The sequence below is a fragment of the Catenulispora rubra genome (genome assembly GCF_015356825.1).
Lineage (GTDB): Bacteria > Actinomycetota > Actinomycetes > Streptomycetales > Catenulisporaceae > Catenulispora > Catenulispora rubra.
On record NZ_JAACYW010000262.1, the window covers coordinates 1 to 16,397 of the forward strand.

The 16,397-nt window shown below is 69.2% G+C and carries 12 protein-coding genes; 6 read left to right on the forward strand and 6 right to left on the reverse strand.

Annotated elements, in window-relative coordinates; all coding sequences use genetic code 11:
- From GWK61_RS42680 to GWK61_RS42690, 3 genes are all read left to right on the forward strand, one after another.
- On the forward strand, positions 1 to 758 hold a 758-nt coding region (locus tag GWK61_RS42680; protein ID WP_194917770.1), incomplete at its 5' end, for a penicillin acylase family protein.
- A 368-nt stretch (positions 759 to 1,126) separates the two neighbouring features.
- Positions 1,127 to 2,695, forward strand: a complete 1,569-nt coding sequence (locus GWK61_RS42685) for a condensation domain-containing protein (protein WP_194917772.1) — start codon at positions 1,127 to 1,129, stop codon at positions 2,693 to 2,695.
- A 78-nt stretch (positions 2,696 to 2,773) separates the two neighbouring features.
- Positions 2,774 to 4,564, forward strand: a complete 1,791-nt coding sequence (locus GWK61_RS42690) for an alpha/beta hydrolase-fold protein (protein ID WP_194917774.1) — start codon at positions 2,774 to 2,776, stop codon at positions 4,562 to 4,564.
- Between the two features lie 18 nt (positions 4,565 to 4,582).
- Here GWK61_RS42690 and GWK61_RS42695 read toward each other — a convergent pair whose 3' ends face one another.
- From GWK61_RS42695 to GWK61_RS42715, 5 genes are all read right to left on the reverse strand, one after another.
- Positions 4,583 to 5,002: a hypothetical protein gene (locus tag GWK61_RS42695; protein WP_194917776.1), complete on the reverse strand. Its 420-nt coding sequence runs from the start codon at positions 5,000 to 5,002 to the stop codon at positions 4,583 to 4,585.
- Between the two features lie 120 nt (positions 5,003 to 5,122).
- On the reverse strand, positions 5,123 to 7,324 hold the full coding sequence (locus GWK61_RS42700; RefSeq protein WP_194917778.1) for an alpha-amylase family glycosyl hydrolase: 2,202 nt from the start codon (positions 7,322 to 7,324) through the stop codon (positions 5,123 to 5,125).
- Between the two features lie 36 nt (positions 7,325 to 7,360).
- On the reverse strand, positions 7,361 to 8,206 hold the full coding sequence (locus GWK61_RS42705; protein WP_194917781.1) for a sugar ABC transporter permease: 846 nt from the start codon (positions 8,204 to 8,206) through the stop codon (positions 7,361 to 7,363).
- Complete coding sequence (locus GWK61_RS42710; protein WP_194917783.1) at positions 8,203 to 9,759, reverse strand: ABC transporter permease subunit; 1,557 nt, start codon at positions 9,757 to 9,759, stop codon at positions 8,203 to 8,205. Before GWK61_RS42710 ends, GWK61_RS42705 begins: the two co-directional genes overlap by 4 nt.
- 126 nt (positions 9,760 to 9,885) lie before the next feature.
- Positions 9,886 to 11,016, reverse strand: a complete 1,131-nt coding sequence (locus GWK61_RS42715) for a sugar ABC transporter substrate-binding protein (protein WP_323748014.1) — start codon at positions 11,014 to 11,016, stop codon at positions 9,886 to 9,888.
- A 7-nt stretch (positions 11,017 to 11,023) separates the two neighbouring features.
- Between GWK61_RS42715 and GWK61_RS57535 the strand changes: the two genes are divergently transcribed.
- Positions 11,024 to 11,263, forward strand: a complete 240-nt coding sequence (locus GWK61_RS57535) for a hypothetical protein (protein ID WP_228563867.1) — start codon at positions 11,024 to 11,026, stop codon at positions 11,261 to 11,263.
- Between the two features lie 184 nt (positions 11,264 to 11,447).
- On the opposite strand, the gene GWK61_RS42720 is transcribed toward GWK61_RS57535, so the two are convergent.
- Complete coding sequence (locus GWK61_RS42720) at positions 11,448 to 12,464, reverse strand: LacI family DNA-binding transcriptional regulator (RefSeq protein WP_194917786.1); 1,017 nt, start codon at positions 12,462 to 12,464, stop codon at positions 11,448 to 11,450.
- Positions 12,465 to 12,576: 112 nt separating this feature from the next.
- Between GWK61_RS42720 and GWK61_RS42725 the strand changes: the two genes are divergently transcribed.
- Both GWK61_RS42725 and GWK61_RS42730 read left to right on the forward strand, forming a co-directional pair.
- Positions 12,577 to 14,379 (forward strand): glycoside hydrolase family 13 protein, encoded by a 1,803-nt coding sequence (locus GWK61_RS42725; RefSeq protein ID WP_194917788.1) that lies wholly within the window; start codon positions 12,577 to 12,579, stop codon positions 14,377 to 14,379.
- A 34-nt stretch (positions 14,380 to 14,413) separates the two neighbouring features.
- Entirely contained in the window at positions 14,414 to 16,060 is a 1,647-nt protein-coding gene (locus GWK61_RS42730; RefSeq protein ID WP_194917790.1) for a glycoside hydrolase family 13 protein, read from the forward strand.
- The last annotated feature ends 337 nt before the right edge of the window (positions 16,061 to 16,397 follow it).

The following is a 16,397-nucleotide window of genomic DNA, read 5'->3' on the forward strand; positions in this document are numbered from 1 at the left end:
GCGGGGCGCTGGACCGGGCGGCGATGGAGCGGATCCACGGCGACGTGGCGTCGCTGACGGCGCGGGAGTTCGTGGCGTCGCTGGAGCACGTGAAGGCCGCCGAGGGCAGCCGCCGGTCGCAGCTCCTTGAGATCCTGCGCGGCTGGGACGGCACGATGGGCCTGGGCTCGATCGCCGCGACGGTGTACACCGAGGCGCGCCGCGAGCTGCTGTCGACGGTGCCGCTGCCGGACGCGGCGGACTCGCACGCGCAGCTGCTGTCACCGCAGCAACGCACCGGCACACTCTGGCTGTCGTTCCAGGCGCTGCTGGCCGGAGCGCGGGCCGGCGACGTGACCATGTTCGGCACCTGGTCGGATGCGGTCGGGCAGGCCCTGGACCAGACGGCGGAGCGCTTGGAGAAGGAGATCGGCCCGGACCTGGAGGACTGGACCTGGGGCCGCCTGCACCAGTGCCGCTTCACCGCACTGCTGCCGGGAGTGCCCGCGGTGGCGGGACGCCCGGTGCCCGGCGACAACGAAACGGTGCGCGCCGCCGGGCTGCACGGAATAGAGACCACGGCCGCGAGCTCCGGCTCGGTCGCCCGGTACGCGTTCGACCTGGGCGACTGGGAGAACAGCGGCTGGGTCGTGCCGGAGCAGACGGACGAGTGGTACGCGGCCCGGCTGGTGCCGATGCACTACGACTGGGAGGTGATCGAGCGGGTCGGGACGCCGATCGCGCTGGAGGCTGCGGATTTGGAGGAGGCGGCGCGGTAGAGGTAGGGCTGCGGCTGCGGCCTTTAGCGCGGGAACAGCGCTGAGGGCTGCGGCCGGCGAGGTGGCTGACCTGGTGGTGGTCGCGCGGCAGGCACGGTACAGAAGGCGGCGGCTCTGCACACGGCTGGCGGCGCGGGGATCCAGCGGTGGTCGGGCGGCTGGCACGGCGCCAAGGCGGGGGCGCGGCACGCGGCTGGCGGCGCGGGTGCGGTCTTGGGCTCGCGGTAGTGGATTTGGTGCTGGTGTGCCACGGACTTCGGGCTTCAGACCAGAGTGAGCGCACAAGCCCCAGGATCTGCCGCACCTCTAGTTCACAGAACCCGCATATCCCTATCCTGGCCCTTTCGCCGACGCGACGAGGGGGCCAGGTGCGGGGTGATGCCGACCCGGATGCCGCGACGCAGCAGCGGTACCTCGATTTCCTCGCCGGTGCGTGGCTGCCGGGTTTGGGGTCGGGGGCGCGGCCGGAGCCGTTGCCGGGGCAGCGGATCCGGGTGACGTTCGGCGGGGCCGGGGCTGGTCGTGCGGCGCTGACGTGGGGGCAGCGTGACATCTGGGCCACGATGAGGCGGCAGCGCAACTGGTTGCCGCAGGGTGGGCGGCGGCCGCTGGCTCCTGGCACGCGGGTCGAGGATGTCGCGGCGGAGTTGGCGTATCTGCACAGCCGATACCAGTCGATGCGTACGCGGCTCGTGTTTGGCGACCCGCCGGATGGCGCGGTTCAGCAGTGGGTGGCGTCGGAGGGCGAGACGTTCTTGGAGGTCTACGACACGCCGCCGGGTCAGGACCCTGATGCGCTGGCCGCGAGAGTGGAGGCGGTGTATCGGCATCGGCCCTACGACCTGCGCGTCGAGTGGCCGGTGCGGATGGCCGTCGTGCGGAGTGGCGGCGCGTGCACGCACCTGGTCGTCCTCATGCATCACCTGGCCCTCGACGCGGGTGGGGCCGCGGTGATGATGCGCGAGGTGGCCGCACGCGAGCATGCCGAGCCGACCGGTATGCAACCGCTGGAGCAGGCGGCCTGGCAGGCATCGGAGGCCGGGCGTCGGCACGACGGCAGGACCCTGCGGTACTTCGCCAGGGCGCTGGACCGGCTGGCCGCCGGGCCGCCGCCGACGCTCAAGCCCGGGCCCCGCCGGCAGCGCCACTGGTCCGGATGCCTCATCTCCCCCGCGCTCGCCGACGCGGTGGCGACGATCGGCGCCCGGCGTGCAGTGGACGACGCGGCCGTGCTCACCGCCGTGACCGCGATCGCGTTCGCACGGGTGGCCGGTACCGATCGGGTGCTGATACGGCCACGGGTCGGGAACCGGTTTCGGCCTGCGCTGTCCGACGTCGTGTGCTTCGTGGCACAGAGCGGGCTGTTGGTGTTGGAGTTGGGCGACACGACGTTCGACGAGGCCGTGGATCGGGCGCGGGGCGCGACGTTGGCCGCGGTGAAGAACGCCTACTTCGATCCGGACGCGCTGGAGGCGATGCTCGGCCGGTTCGCCGCCGAACATGAGCGCTTCGCGGTGTACTTCAACGACCGCCACATCGCCGCCCCGAACGCACGCGACCCGCAGCGCCCCCGCGGCGCGTCGACGTTCGCGTGGCTGCATCGCGGGCCGGAACCGGCCGAGACGCTGTCGATCACGATCGACGACGCGGAGGGTGCGCTGGCTATTTCAGTGCACATCGACACGCATGTCATCGCGCCGGAGATGGCTGAGGAACTGGTTTGGGGAATCGAGCGGGCCGCTGTTGAGGCCGCGGCAGACGGTGACTCACCGACCGGAATCCGGCGGACAGCCCAGCGGACAACCCAGCCGACAAACACGCCGACTGCCGCGCCGACACGCTTGCCAGCGTCCCGATCCGACACAACCGCCGCGCCCGCCAACCCCCGCCGCACCGCCCCCGCGTTCCCGGAATCGCCAGGCACCGTAAACCTCTAATCAGGATTCTGCCAGCCCAGCCCCGGGTAAGGATCGCAGCGTCCCGCTCCCCCCGACAGCGTGCCCCGGAGGTGCCGCATGTCTCGTCGGCTGTCCCTGCGCAAACGTACCGCCGTCCTCCTCACCCTGGTGCTGGCCCTCGTGGGCGCCACCGCCGCGGCCGCCCGGCCGCGGCACGAGCTGAAGTTCGACGTCTCCTTCCCCGCCGCGACCCGGGCCACGCCGGCCGACGGCCGGGCCTTCGTGATCGTGTCGACCACCGCGAGCTCCGAGCCCCGGGAGCAGATCAACATCGTCAACGGCGCGCCGTACTGGGGCCGGGACGTCGAGGGGCTCCGCCCCGGGCGCTCGGTGCACCTGGACTCCGGCGCCGCGACGTACGGCTACCCGCTGGCCACGCTCAACCAGCTGCCGCCGGGCCGCTACTACGTGCAGGCCTTCTTCACCGTCTACGACACCTTCCACCGCGGCGACGGCTCGACCGTCCAGCTGCACATGCCCTGCGGCGACGGCCAGGACAACTTCAACTCGCCGCAGAACATGTACAGCACGCCGCAGTGGATCACCGTCACCGGCGACGAGGACAAGCCGCTCAAGCTGTCCCTGGACCACGTCATCACGCCGTCCGACCCGATCCCGGCCGGCGGCACCTGCCAGCAGGGCAACCCCACCGACAGCCAGCACGTGCAGCACATCAAGATCCTGAGTCCGGCGCTGACGAAGTTCTGGGGCACGCCGATCTACGTCGGCGCCAATGTCCTGCTGCCGCAGGGGTACGACGACCCGAAGAACGCGAACGTGCGCTACCCGGTCGAGTACCACTTCGCGCACTTCACCGAGAACGCGCCGCACGGCTTCAAGGAGAACGGCGGCAACGCCTTCTCCCAGTTCTGGCTCAACCCGAGCTCCCCGAAGTTCATCAGCATCGAGGTGCGCGAAGAGAACCCCTTCTACGACTCCTCCTACGAGGTCGACTCCCCCAACGTCGGCCCCTACGGCACCGCGACCACCCAGGAACTGATCCCGGCCCTGGACGCCCAGTTCCGCACCATCGCAGCGCCCTGGGCCCGCGTCACCTCCGGCGGCTCGACAGGCGGCTGGGAAGCGCTGGCCTCGCTGGTGTTCAACCCGGGCGTCTACGGCGGCACCTTCGCCGGCTACCCCGACCCGGTGGACTTCCACCGCCACCAGATCGTCGACATCTACGACGACGCCAACGCCTACAACACCCTGCGCCAGTTCGACTACCCGACCCAGCGCCCCGACGACCGCAACACCGCCGGCGACTCCATCTACGACATGGCGCAGGAGAACCTGTGGGAGCTGGCCATCGGCGACCACGACCGCAGCGGCGGCGCCTGGGCGATCTGGGAGGCGGTCTACGGCCCGCAGGGCAAGGACGGCTACCCGGCACTGGTGTGGGACAAGCGCACCGGCGCGATCGACCACACCGTGGCCGCGCAGTGGAAGCCGAAGGACCTGGACGCGAAGCTGGCGGCCGAATGGTCCACGCTGGGCCCGCAACTCCGGGGCGAGATCCACATGTACGTCGGCGACATGGACACGTACTTCCTGAACGACGCGGTGGAGCTGCTCCAGAAGAACCTCGATGCGCAGACCTCGCCGCCGGCCGACGCGACCTTCACCTACGGCCGCGAGAAGCCGCACGGCTGGTCGCCGTACACGGACGCGCAGTGGTTCGGCGTGTACGCGGCCTACGTGGCGTCGAAGGCGCCGGCCGGGACGGATGTCTCCGGGTGGCGCGGGAGCAAGACTGCGACCGCGAACACGGTGCGCGCGATGCTGCCGGCCTCGATGGACGGCGGTGTGATCGACCAGACGGATGTGAAGCTCGGGCCGTCGCGGTGAGCAGCGGCGGCTGCGCACCTAATCCGCAGCCGACAGCCAGCGATCTGTATCCCGGTGCCGGCCGAGCCCCACCGCGTCGAACTCGTCGTAGAAGTCACCCTTGCCGGCACCGAGGAGCCGCAGGGCTTGCGAGATCGGACTGCCCTCGGGCGGAAAAGGCTCGCCTTCAACGCTGCTCAGTGGGCCGAACACCATATGTCCGCCGCTCCAGACCTGCGCACTTTGCGTCCCGGCTCCGCCCCAGTAGTCGGCCTCGACGTAGGCGACGGCGCCCTGCATCGACCAATCACCCAGCAGGAGGCCGGACCCGGCGACCGCGTCGGTGATCGGGAGCAGCGCCAAGCCCTGGTCGAGCGGGGCCAGGAGCACGTGCTCGACCCCGTCGGCCAGCGTGCGGAGCACGGGCTCGGCGGCGATGACGGCCTGGAGGCGATACATGAGCGTATTCTCGTCGATCCCGGGCAGCCACGCGGCACCGTCCACGTGAACAGCAAGCGGCGGCGACCGGGCCCCTCAACCCGGTCGCCGCCTGTTCTCATCAGGAATCAGAGACGCGCCTCACCAGGCGACGGTCACGTTCCCCGTCCCGGACGACGGCACGGTGTACGTGTGGTTGGAGCCGCCTTCCCAGGTGACGGTGCCGTCCGAGTGCTTGACGAAGAACTTGAACTGGATGTTGGCCCCGGCCGGGACGCCGGCCAGGCTGAACCACGTCGGGTAGTTCGGGTCCAGCAGCGGACCGATCGCGACCGAGGTGTCGGTGCTCCAGTTCCCCAGCTCGTCCTGGTCGCCGGCCAGGTAGATCTCGTCGCCCGGCGAGGTCGAGGTGCCGGTGACGGTGAACGTCACCGGGACCAGCGTCCCGGTCTCCACGTGGTACGAGATGGCGTTGCTCGCCGTCCCGCCGGAGGACTTCAGCACCACCGGGGCCAGCCCCGGCGTGACGCCCGAGGGGATCGTGATGTCCGCCTCGCCGTCCGACCAGTAGTCCACGGTCGCCGGGACGCCGCCGACCGTGGCGGTGCCGGCGGAGGACCCGAAGTTCACGCCGGTCACGGCCACCTTGTCGCCGCTGTGGCCGATCGTCGGGCCGACGTTGCCGACCTGCGGCGTGGACTGCGCCGGGGCGACGTAGGACCACACCGCGGCCTGGCCCGGGTTCAGGGTGTAGGCGCCGGTGGGGTTGTTCCCGCCGGTGCCGGCGTTGACGGTGAGCGTGCCGCCGCCGAGGGCGCCGCCGAGAACGTCGTTGTAGCTGCCGGCGGGCAGCGCGGTGCTCAGGTTCGACAACGCGTAGCCGGTCGACGTGCTCTTGTTCACCGCGACCAGGACCGTGTCGTTGTAGAACTTGCGCTCGTAGACGTACACGTCGTTGTTGATCCAGCGCTGGGTCGAGCTGCCGTAGCGCAGGGCGGGGTTGCTTTTGCGCAGGCCCGCCAGCTTCTGGGTGATACCGAAGTTGCGGCTGTTCTCGGCGAACGAGCTCACCATCGGCCGGTTATAGGGGTCGCCGCCGACCTGGCCGAAGGAGTTCGTGGTGTCGTTGTGCAGGTAGTTCTCGTCGCCGTAGTACACCGACGGGATGCCTGGCACGGTCATGTTCACCACAGTCGCCTGGTCCAGCAGCGTGGTGTTGTTGTTGATCGACAGGAAGCGGTTCTCGTCCTGGCTGTCGACGAAGTCCACCAGGTCGTTGGACCAGTTGAAGGAGCTCTGCTGGCGGCTGAGCGCGGAGTCCAACTCGGACATGTTCGCGTTGCTGGCGAACACGTCACGTTCGGCCTGGTTCAGGTCGAAGTTCTGCAGCGACTGCCCGTCGGTGTTCGCGAACTTCACCTCGTTCGGGAACAACGCCGCGCTGCTCGGGTCGGCCCACTCGCCGTACATGAACACGCTGTGCGAGTTCTCGATGTGGTCGACGTAGCCCTTCAGCCAGCCGCCGGGCATGTGCTTGACGGCGTCCATGCGGATGCCGTCCACGCCGTGGCCGAGCCAGGTGTCGACGGCGCCCTGCAGGTAGTTGGTGACCGACGGGTTCTCCTGCGCCAGGTCGGCGAGGTTGAACAGGTTCTGGTACTCGACGTCGTACAGGTTGTTGTAGTCCGCGACGCCGCCGTTGTGGTGGAAGTAGCCGTTCGGGTCGTTGTCGTACGTCGACAGTGTGGTCCCGTTCTGCTTCAGCGCGCCGCCGGCCCCGTAGTTCGGGTTGCTGGTGTCCTCGGGGTTGGAGTGGTTGGCGGCCCAGTCCATGATCACCTTGATGCCCTTGGCGTGCGCCGCGGCGACCATGGTGTCGAAGTCGGCCCACTGCCCGAAGTGCGGCTCGGGGGTGTAGAAGTCCATTCCCCAGTAGCCGTGGTACCCGGCGGTGGTGTTGCCGCTGCTGTCCGGGACCGGCACGTTGACGTTCTGCACCGGCGGCGAGATCCAGATGGCGCCGACGCCGAGGTCGGACAGGTACTGCATCTTGGCGGTGACGCCGGCGAAGTCGCCGCCCCAGTACTCCTGCCAGTTGTTGTGCGTGGGGTCGTTCAGGTTCGGCGCGGACGACGGGTTGTCGTTGCTGGTGTCGCCGTTGGAGAAGCGGTCGGTCAGCAGTTGGTAGATCACATCAGAAGTCATGTCGCCGGTACTGACCGGCGTGGAGCTCAATGCAGCGGCGGTCGAGTCCAGGGCGGCGGCGGCGGCGGCGGTCACCGCGGTGGCCGCAGCCAGGCTCACGGCCGTGCCGACCAACGTGAGTCTGCGGCGTCTGTGCATGGTGCCTCTCCTATCCGAATATCCGAATGATGTGGATCAGCCCTTGACGGCGCCCGCCGTCAAGCCCTTGACGAGATACTTCTGGAGGTAGAGGTAGATCAGGACGACGGGAACACCCGCGAGCAGCGACCCGGCGGCGAACTCGCCGTAGTCGGTGTTGTGGTTGCCGGAGACCAGGCCGTACAGGCCGACGGCCAGCGTCTTGTGCGTGGTGTCGGTGAGGAACACCCCGGCCAGCAGGATCTCGTTCAGGAAGGACACGAACGAGAACAGCCCCACGACCACCAGCATCGGAACGGCCAGCGGGAGGATGACGCGGAAGAACACCTGGTTCTCGGTCGCGCCGTCGATGCGCGCGGCCTCGTCCAGCTCCTTGGGGATGGTGTCGAGATATCCCTTGAGCAGCCAGGTGTTCACCCCCATCGCGCCGCCGAGGTACACCAGGATCAGGCCGAGCGAGGTGTTCAGACCGGCCGCCGGAAGCACGTCGCCGATACTGATGAACGTCAGGTACAGCGCGGTCAGCGAGATGAAGTTCGGGAACATCTGGACGAGCAGGATGCCAGTGAGGCCCGGTCGGCGGCCGCGGAAACTGAGCCGGGAGAAGGCGTACGCGCCGCTCACGCCGATCAGGACGTTGAGAACCGCCGAGACGCCGCAGATCACCAGGGTATTGAGATACCAGCGGACGTAGGGCGAGTTCGGGTCGTGGAACAGCTTGGTGAAGTTGGAGAAGCTGGCGCCGGTCGGGATCAGCGAGGTCGTGGACAACGTGCCGACCGGGTTCAGCGCGGCCGATATCAGGAAGATGATCGGGACGAGCGCGAACACCAGGGCGGCCAGGCCCACCAGGTGGCGCCACCACATCCGGTCCTTCATCATCGCGCGTACACCTCCTCCAGCTGGCGGGTCTGCCGGAAGCCGGCGTAGGAGATCAGGCCGACCAGGACGAAGATCAGGAACGAGATCGCCGAGGCCAGGCCGTACTGCGCGCCCTGGCCGCCGAACGCCAGGCGGTAGGTGTAGCTGATCAGGATGTCCGTGTCGCCGGCCGTGGAACTGCCGGAGGGGTACGGACCGCCGTCGGTCAGCAGCCGGATCACGTTGAAGTTGTTGAAGTTGTAGCCGAAGGACGCGATCAGCAGCGGCATCGCGCCGATCAGCACCGTGGGCATGGTCACCGAGCGGAAGACACGGAACGGCGAGGCGCCGTCGACCTTCGCGACCTCCTTGAGTTCCTGCGGCACCGCCTGCAACAGGCCCGCGCAGACCAGGAACATGTAGGGGAAGCCGAGCCACAGGTTGGTCAGCAGCACCGAGCCGCGCGCGGCCCAGGGGCTGCCGAGCCAGTCGATGTGCGTGCCGAACAGCTTGTTCAGCAGGCCGAAGTCCTTGTTGTACATGCTCGACCAGACCAGCGTGGAGATGAACGCCGGCATCGCATAGGGAAGGAGAAGCAGGGAGCTGTATAGCCTTCGGCCGCGCATCCGTGGATGGTCCATGACCACCGCGAGCAGCAGGCCCAGGCCGAAGGTCGTCAGAACCGACAGGATCGCGAAGGTGATCGTCCAGATGAGGACGCGCAGGAACGGTCCGCGGATGGCCGCGTCGGTGAGCACCGACGTGAAGTTCTTGAACCCGACGTTGATCTTCCAGCCGATCGGCAGCGTCTTGCCGGAGCCGTCGACCGCCTTGAACGCACCGTTGGAAGCCTTGTAGACGGTGTTGGTGCGGGCGTCGGTCATGGTGTGCGCGGCGGCGTCGTACTTCATCGTGAACTGGCCGACGTACGCCTCGGACAGGCCGACGGACTTGATGAAGCCGCCGGAGACCGGCACCTCGAACGCGGCCAGCCGCTGGCCCAAACCGTTGACCTGGATGCCGGTCAGGATGTGCCAGCCTTGTGCCGTGATCACCTTGCCGGTGAACGGGTCCTTGGTCACCTGCGCGTCCGGCACCGGCGTGAGCCCGGCGGCGTCGCCGCGCTCGACCTTGCTGTTCGGGTCGGTGAGGAAGAAGACGAACGGACCGGAGGTGTCGGCGGTCCTGGTCGCCACCGACAGCTCGTAGCGCTGCGCGCCGGGCTGCTCCAGCACCGAGTCGGCCTCCAGCTGGGCCACGGCCTGGGACTGGGTCAGCCGGTGCCCGTCGCCGTAGTCGGTGAACGCGGTGCTGATCGTGTAGCCGATCGGGTAGACCTGGAACGCCAGCAACAGGATCGTGCCGGGCACCAGGTAGCGCGCGGCGATCCGCTTCGGGGTCAGGTAGACGTAGGCGAGGATCGCCGTCACCGCGACGGAGATCGTCACACCGGTCCACGAGTGCTTGCCGACCAGGGTCGGGATCGTGAGGACGGCGAAGGCCGCGACGAGCCCGACGAAGACGACCCGCGGCCACGACAAGCGCGCCAGACGCTCAGCGGGCGAGGCGGTCATGGCCGCTCCCTTTTCTCTCGGCTCCGCACGGTGCGACGGCCCGGGGGCAAATCGGGACGCCGCACCGCCGGAGGTTCGGGGGGTGGAAGGACTGATCCGGACGAGGACGAGGAGGTACCGGCCCGGTCAGCCCTTGGCGATCGCGGCCTTGATCTGCGTGGCCGCGTTCGTCATCGCCGTGTTCGGGTCGGCGCCGCCGACGATCGCCGCTTCGGCGATGCCGAGCGGGCCCCAGACTGCGGACATCGCCGGGATCTGCGGGAGCACGACGCCGTGTGCAGCGGCGGCCTGGAAGGCGGCGATGTCCGGGTCGGTCTTGGACACGTCGTTGTAGGCCTCGGTGAGGGCCGGCGCGCGCGGGTCGACCTTGTACAGCGCCTCCTCGACGTCCTTCTTCGTCAGGTAGTTCAACGTGAACTCCTGCGCCAAGGCCGTGTTCTTGGCCTTGGCCGAGACGTAGAAGGCCTGCACGCCGACGAACGGGGCCGACGGGCCCATGCCCGCGAAGCCGGGGACCGGGCTGATCGCGTACTTCAGGCCGGCCTTGCGGACCTGCGCCAGCGCCCACGGGCCGGAGATCAGGTACGGGGTCTTGCCGGAGGTGAACAGCGACACCGCGTTGTTGGCGTCGATGGAGCGCTTGAAGACGTTCTGGCCCTTCTCGCCGTACTTGGCCAGCTGCGCGGCGAACGCCTTGGCACCGGTGTTGTCGACGCCGACCTGCGAGGGGTCGTAGCTGCCGTCGGCCTTCGTACCGAAGATGAAGCCGCCGGCCGAGCCCATCAGCGGCTGCGCCGTGTACGGGTCGCCCTGCTGGCCGATCTGCATCGCCAGCGCCTCTGAGGCCTCGCCGGCCTTCACCGCGGCCTGGCCGTTGGCCACCATCGCCTCGAAGGTCGCCGGGTTCGACGCTGCCTCACCGGTGTTGGTGATCAACGCGAGGTTCTCGGTCGCGTAGGGGACGCCGTAGACCTGGCCGTTGTAGGTGACGGCGTTCAGCGCGGTGGTCTCGAAGGCGCTCTTCTGCGACGCGGCCAGCGGCAGCGGCGAGATGGCGCCGTTCTGCACCAGGTTGCCGATCCAGTCGGTGGCGCCGACCACGATGTCCGGGCCCTTGCCCGCGGCGGTCGCGGTGACGTACGCCGACTGCAGGTCGGTGGCCACCGGCTGGACGCTCACCGAGATGCCGTTGGCGCTGGCGAAGCTCTGCGCGAACTGCTGGAGCACCGGGGCCCGCTGCGCGTCGGTCCAGATCACCAGGTCCGTGTTGGGGTCGCGGACCGGCGGGGCGCTGGAGGAGGACGAGGGCGCCGACGCGGCGGAGCTGGAACTCGTCGCGGACGGCGAGGAGGCCGAGCTCGTCGAGGACGACGAGCCCGCGGCGGCGGACTTCGAGGACGAGCTGGAGCAGCCGGTCAGGGAAAGAGCTGCCGCTACGACCGCGACAGCCGCGGTCGTCAAGGAGGGACGGTATCTCACCATGACCCCTTTGGTCAGTTGTTGAGGGAAGGGAAGGGAAAGAAAGGAAAGCACCCGCGCCCGACCTCCGCGCCACAGGTCAGAGCATTGACGGCGGTGGGGTCCGGCTGTGACTCGCTGTTAACACGGCAGACCCTAACCGGAAACTCGCGCCAGACAATCCGTTGCAGCTTCTTGCGTCGCCGTTGCAGCTATGCGCACTTCTGTTTCTACGTTTCTGCAAGAGGCCCCGTGGAGGCCCGCACGACCAACTCGGGGAAGAACAGCGACTCGGTCTTGCGGATGGTCACCCCGCGGATCTGGTCGATCAACGTCCGGGCTGCGGCGACGCCCATCGAGAGCACCGGCTGGCGCACGGTGGTCAGCGGCGGGTCGGTATAGCCCATGAGGACTGAATCGTCGTAACCGATCACGGAAACGTCCTCCGGGACCCGCTTGTGGTGCTGCTTCAGGGCCCGGATCGCACCGAGCGCCATCATGTCCGAGCCGCAGACGATGGCCGTCACGTTGCGCTGCAACAGCCTGGAAGCCCCCGCGTAGCCGCCCTCGACCCCGGGGAAGGAGATGTCGACCAGGTCCGGGTCGTATCCCCCGGCGCCGAAGCCGGTCTCCATCGCGGTCCGGTAGCCGGCCAGCTGCCGGCGGGCCGGGACGTGCCGGTCGGAGGACAGCAGCAGCCCGATCCGGCGGTGTCCGAGCTCGGCCAGGTGCGCCACGGCCAGCTCCCCGGCGGCGCGGTCGTCGCAGGAGATGAACGGCGCCTCCAGGTTCGGGATGAAGCCGTTGACGAACACCAGCGGCAGCCGCTGCGCCACCAGATCCCGGTAGCGGGAGTGGTCCTGGCCGGTGTCGGCGTGCATGCCGGAGACGAAGATGACGCCGGAGACGCCGCGGTCCAGCAGCATGCCGACGTACTCGTCCTCCCCCGCGCCCTCCGGCGTCTGGGAGCACAGCACCGGCGTGAAGCCCTGGCGCGACAGGTTGGTCTCGATGACCTGCGCGCACAGCGGATAGATCGGGCTCTCCAGCTCCGGCAGCAATAGGCCGACCAGGCCGGCGCTGCGGGGCCGCAGGCGGGAGGGACGTTCGTAGCCGAGGACGTCCAGCGCGGTCAGCACCGCCTTGCGCAGCTGCGGGCTGACGCCGGGGCGTTCGTTGAGGACGCGGGAGACCGTGGCCTTGCTGACGCCGGCCTGCCGGGCTATGTCGTCGAGTCGAGAAGACATGCGCCGCACTATAGGTGTTGCGTTGCGAAACATGGAAGCAAAAGAGTGAAACGCTGCGGCAAACATCGGCAACCCCTTACGGATCACGACTCGTTTGCTTAGCGTCTGGCTCGTGAATCCCCCTGCTCTCGGTCCCTCAGCCCACCACGACGGCTCCCCTTTGTACGTCGGCGATCCCGCGCCCCGGGTCGGAGACAAAGCGGATGTATTCGTCCGCACCTCCAAGGCGCTGGCAGCGAAGCGGGTACACGTGCGGTCCACACCGGACGGCGAACCGGCCTACGTCGAGGCACAGGTGGATCGGGAAGAGGGCGAGGAGGTCTGGTGGCGTGCGAGCGTGCCAGTCGTCAACGCGGAGCTCGGGTATCGCTTCCTGCTGGAGACGCCGGGGCGAAGGACCTGGCTCAACGGACTCGGGCTCAGCACGATCGACGTCACCGACATCGCGGATTTCCGGCTTCCGACGTACGACCCGCCACCAACTTGGGCGGAGGGTGCGGTGGTGTACGAAATCTTCCCCGACCGGTTCGCGCGGTCGGCGGCGCATCCCGTCGGGGAGCTGCCGGATTGGGCCGTTCCGGCTGAATGGGATGATCCGGTCGCGTACGGCACCCCAGCCGGCACCAAACAGATCTACGGCGGAACATTATGGGGCGTCACGGAGAAGCTCGACTACCTCCGCGGGCTCGGGATCGACGCGCTGTACCTGACGCCGTTCTTCCCCTCGCGGTCCAACCACCGGTACGACGCCTCGTCGTTCGACGTCGTCGACCCGCTGCTCGGCGGGGATGAAGCGCTCAAGGAGCTGACGGCCCAGGCGCATCTGCGCGGGATCCGGGTCATCGGCGACATCACTCTGAACCACACCGGGGATCAGCACCCTTGGTTCCGCCGTGGACAGGCCGATCCGGCCAGCCCCGAAGCAGGGTTCTACTACTTCGGCGCGGATCGCAGCCAGTACGCGTCGTTCTTCGGCGTGCCGTCGCTGCCCAAGCTCGACCACCGGTCCGAAGAGATGCGGCGGCGGCTGTATGAAGGCCCTGATTCGGTGATCGCCCGCTACCTCACCGAGTTCGGGCTGGACGGCTGGCGCGTGGACGTGGCGCAGTCGGCGGGGCGGTACGGGGCGATCGATCTCAACGCGCGGATGGCGCGTTCGGTGCGCGAGACGTTGCTCAAGACGGCGCCGGATTCCCTTGTCCTGGCTGAGCACCAGTTTGACGCGTCCGCGACGCTGCGCGGCGACGGCTGGCACGGGACGATGGCGTACGCCGGGTTCACGCGGCCGGTGCTGGGCTGGCTGGGCCAGGCCGACACGCCCGAGCTGTGGGGCGTGCCGGGCCGGCCGCCGGTTCTCGGCGGAGGCGAGATGGCCTCGGTGATGCGGGAGTTCGCGGCGCTGATCCCGTGGCGTGCGGTCACGCACAACATGACGCTGCTGGATTCGCACGACATGCCGCGGTTCCGGTCGCTGGTCGGCGGCGCGGGGCGGCAGGCGCTGGGGGTGGCGCTGCTGATGACGCTGCCGGGGCTGCCGATGGTGTTCGCCGGGGACGAGGTCGGGGTGCACGGCGCCCTGCACAACGAGGACGGACGGCGGGCTTTCCCCTGGGATGAGAGCACGTGGGATCAGGGTACGTATGAGGTGTACCGCTCGCTGATCGCGCTGCGGCGTTCGCATCCGGCCCTGCGCTCCGGCGGGTTGCGGTGGCTGCACACCGCGGACGACGTCGTGCTGTTCGAACGGGCGTTGCCCGGGGAGAGGCTGGTGGTCCAGGTCAACCGGGCGGCGCACCGGCCCCTGACCGCCCCGTTCGCCGCCTCGCATCTGCTCGGCGGACCCGATCTGAGTCCTGGCGTTCAGCTGCCGTCCGACGGACCGGCGTTCCATGTCTGGCGGGTCGAGAGTGCCTGAGCGTTCTCCCTTTTCTAGTCTCGGAGTGAAATCAATGAGCAGTTGGTGGCGTGACGCCGTCATCTACCAGGTCTACATACGCAGCTTCGCCGACGGGAACGGCGACGGGGTCGGCGACGTCGCCGGGCTGCGCTCGCGGCTGCCGTACCTGGCGGCACTCGGGGTGGACGCGTTGTGGCTGAACCCCTGGTACGCCTCGCCGCAGGTGGACGCGGGGTACGACGTGAGCGACTACCGGCGGCTGGATCCGCTGTTCGGCGACCTGGACGATGCCAAGGCCCTGATTCAGGAGGCGCATGCGCACGGACTGCGGCTGATCCTGGACATCGTGCCGAACCACACCTCGGATCAGCACGCCTGGTTCCAATCGGCGCTGGCTGCCGGGCCAGGTTCCGAGGCACGGGCGCGGTACCACTTCCGGCCGGGGCGCGGCGCGGACGGCTCGGAGCCGCCGACGGACTGGCCGTCGATCTTCGGCGGGCCGGCGTGGACCCGGACCGTGGACGCCGACGGCAAGCCCGGGGACTGGTACCTGCACCTGTTCGCCCCGGAGCAGCCGGACCTGAACTGGACGAATCAGCAGGTACGGCGGGAGTTCGAGGACATCCTGCGGTTCTGGCTGGACCTGGGGGTGGACGGCTTCCGGATCGACGTGGCGCACGGCCTGACGAAGGACCCTGCGTTCCCCGACCTGGCCTCGCGCGAGGCCGGCGGGATGCTCGACGCGGCGACGGAGGACCACCCCTACTTCGACCGCGACGAGACCCTGGCGATCTACGAGGACTGGCGCCGAGTCGCGGACTCGTACGAGGGCGAGCGGGTCTTCGTCGCCGAGGCGTGGGTGGCGGACGCCTCGCGCGTGGCGCGGTACCTGACATCGACGCGGCTGCACACGGCGTTCAACTTCGGCCTGCTGAGCTGCCCGTGGGAGGCTTCGGCGCTGCGGACGGAGATCGACGCGACGCTGGACGTGCTGGCGGCCGTCGGCGCACCACCGACATGGGTGCTGTCGAACCACGACGTGATCCGCCACGCCACCCGCTACGGCCGCGCGCACACATCGCTGGCCGACGCCCGCCACCTATACGGGACGCCGGTGGACCACGCACTCGGCGAGCGCCGGGCCCGAGCGGCGGTCCAGCTGATCAACGCGCTGCCCGGCGGCACGTACGTCTACCAGGGCGAGGAACTGGGGCTGCCGGAGGTCGAGGACCTGCCGCCGTCGGTATGGCAGGACCCGAACCGGCGCTACAAGGACCACGACGGCCCGGTGCGCGACGGCTGCCGCGTGCCACTGCCCTGGTCCGGCGACGCGCCGCCGTTCGGCTTCTCCCCGGACGGCGCGACGGCGCCATGGCTGCCACAGCCCGCGGAGTGGAAGAACCGCACAGCCGCAGCCGAAGAACAGGAACCTGACTCGACCCTGTCGCGCTACCGCGCACTCCTGCGAACCCGCCGCGACTGGCTGAACCGCGGCCTCGGAGCCAGCACGGCACTGGAGTGGCTGCCGAACGCGCCGGACGGCGTGCTCGCCTTCCGCCGCGGCGAGGTGATCTGCTACGCGAACCTGTCGGCGGCACCGGTGGAGCTGCCGGCGGGGCACCGGGTGCTGATCGCCTCGGAGCCGGTGGAGGGGACGGTGCTGCCGGTGGATGCGGCGGCTTGGCTGGTGGCCGAGTAGGCGCCAGCAGTGCGGCTATCTGCACTGGCGGCCAGCGGCATCGGTGTACACGAATACGCGCCGGCCCGAGCCACCGCGCACGAAGCATCGGCGGCCGACGGCAGGGCAGCGCGCAGACCGGTGCGGCCAGGCCGCCCGGTTCCGGTGAGAACTGGCGCCTCGGCCGCTGCCGTTGGTGACGAGCCAGCGCGACTGGCGATGTCGTTGGCTGGGTCCGAAGGACCATGCGGGGTGTTGGTTCTGGGTCCCTCGCCGCGTCAGCGGGCGCAGCCAACCTGCCCGGTTTGGCGGTGTCAAGCCGGGCGAGAAACGACCACAGCAGCAGGGGTGCGGCTTG

What these genes read in the sequence shown, in the direction of transcription:
- GWK61_RS42730 (WP_194917790.1), top strand. Translation starts at nt 14,414, where the DNA reads ATGAGCAGTTGGTGGCGTGACGCCGTCATCTACCAGGTCTACATACGC.
- GWK61_RS42705 (WP_194917781.1), bottom strand. Translation starts at nt 8,206, where the DNA reads ATGATGAAGGACCGGATGTGGTGGCGCCACCTGGTGGGCCTGGCCGCC.
- GWK61_RS42690 (WP_194917774.1), top strand. Translation starts at nt 2,774, where the DNA reads ATGTCTCGTCGGCTGTCCCTGCGCAAACGTACCGCCGTCCTCCTCACC.
- GWK61_RS42700 (WP_194917778.1), bottom strand. Translation starts at nt 7,324, where the DNA reads ATGCACAGACGCCGCAGACTCACGTTGGTCGGCACGGCCGTGAGCCTG.
- GWK61_RS42710 (WP_194917783.1), bottom strand. Translation starts at nt 9,759, where the DNA reads ATGACCGCCTCGCCCGCTGAGCGTCTGGCGCGCTTGTCGTGGCCGCGG.
- GWK61_RS42720 (WP_194917786.1), bottom strand. Translation starts at nt 12,464, where the DNA reads ATGTCTTCTCGACTCGACGACATAGCCCGGCAGGCCGGCGTCAGCAAG.
- GWK61_RS42695 (WP_194917776.1), bottom strand. Translation starts at nt 5,002, where the DNA reads ATGTATCGCCTCCAGGCCGTCATCGCCGCCGAGCCCGTGCTCCGCACG.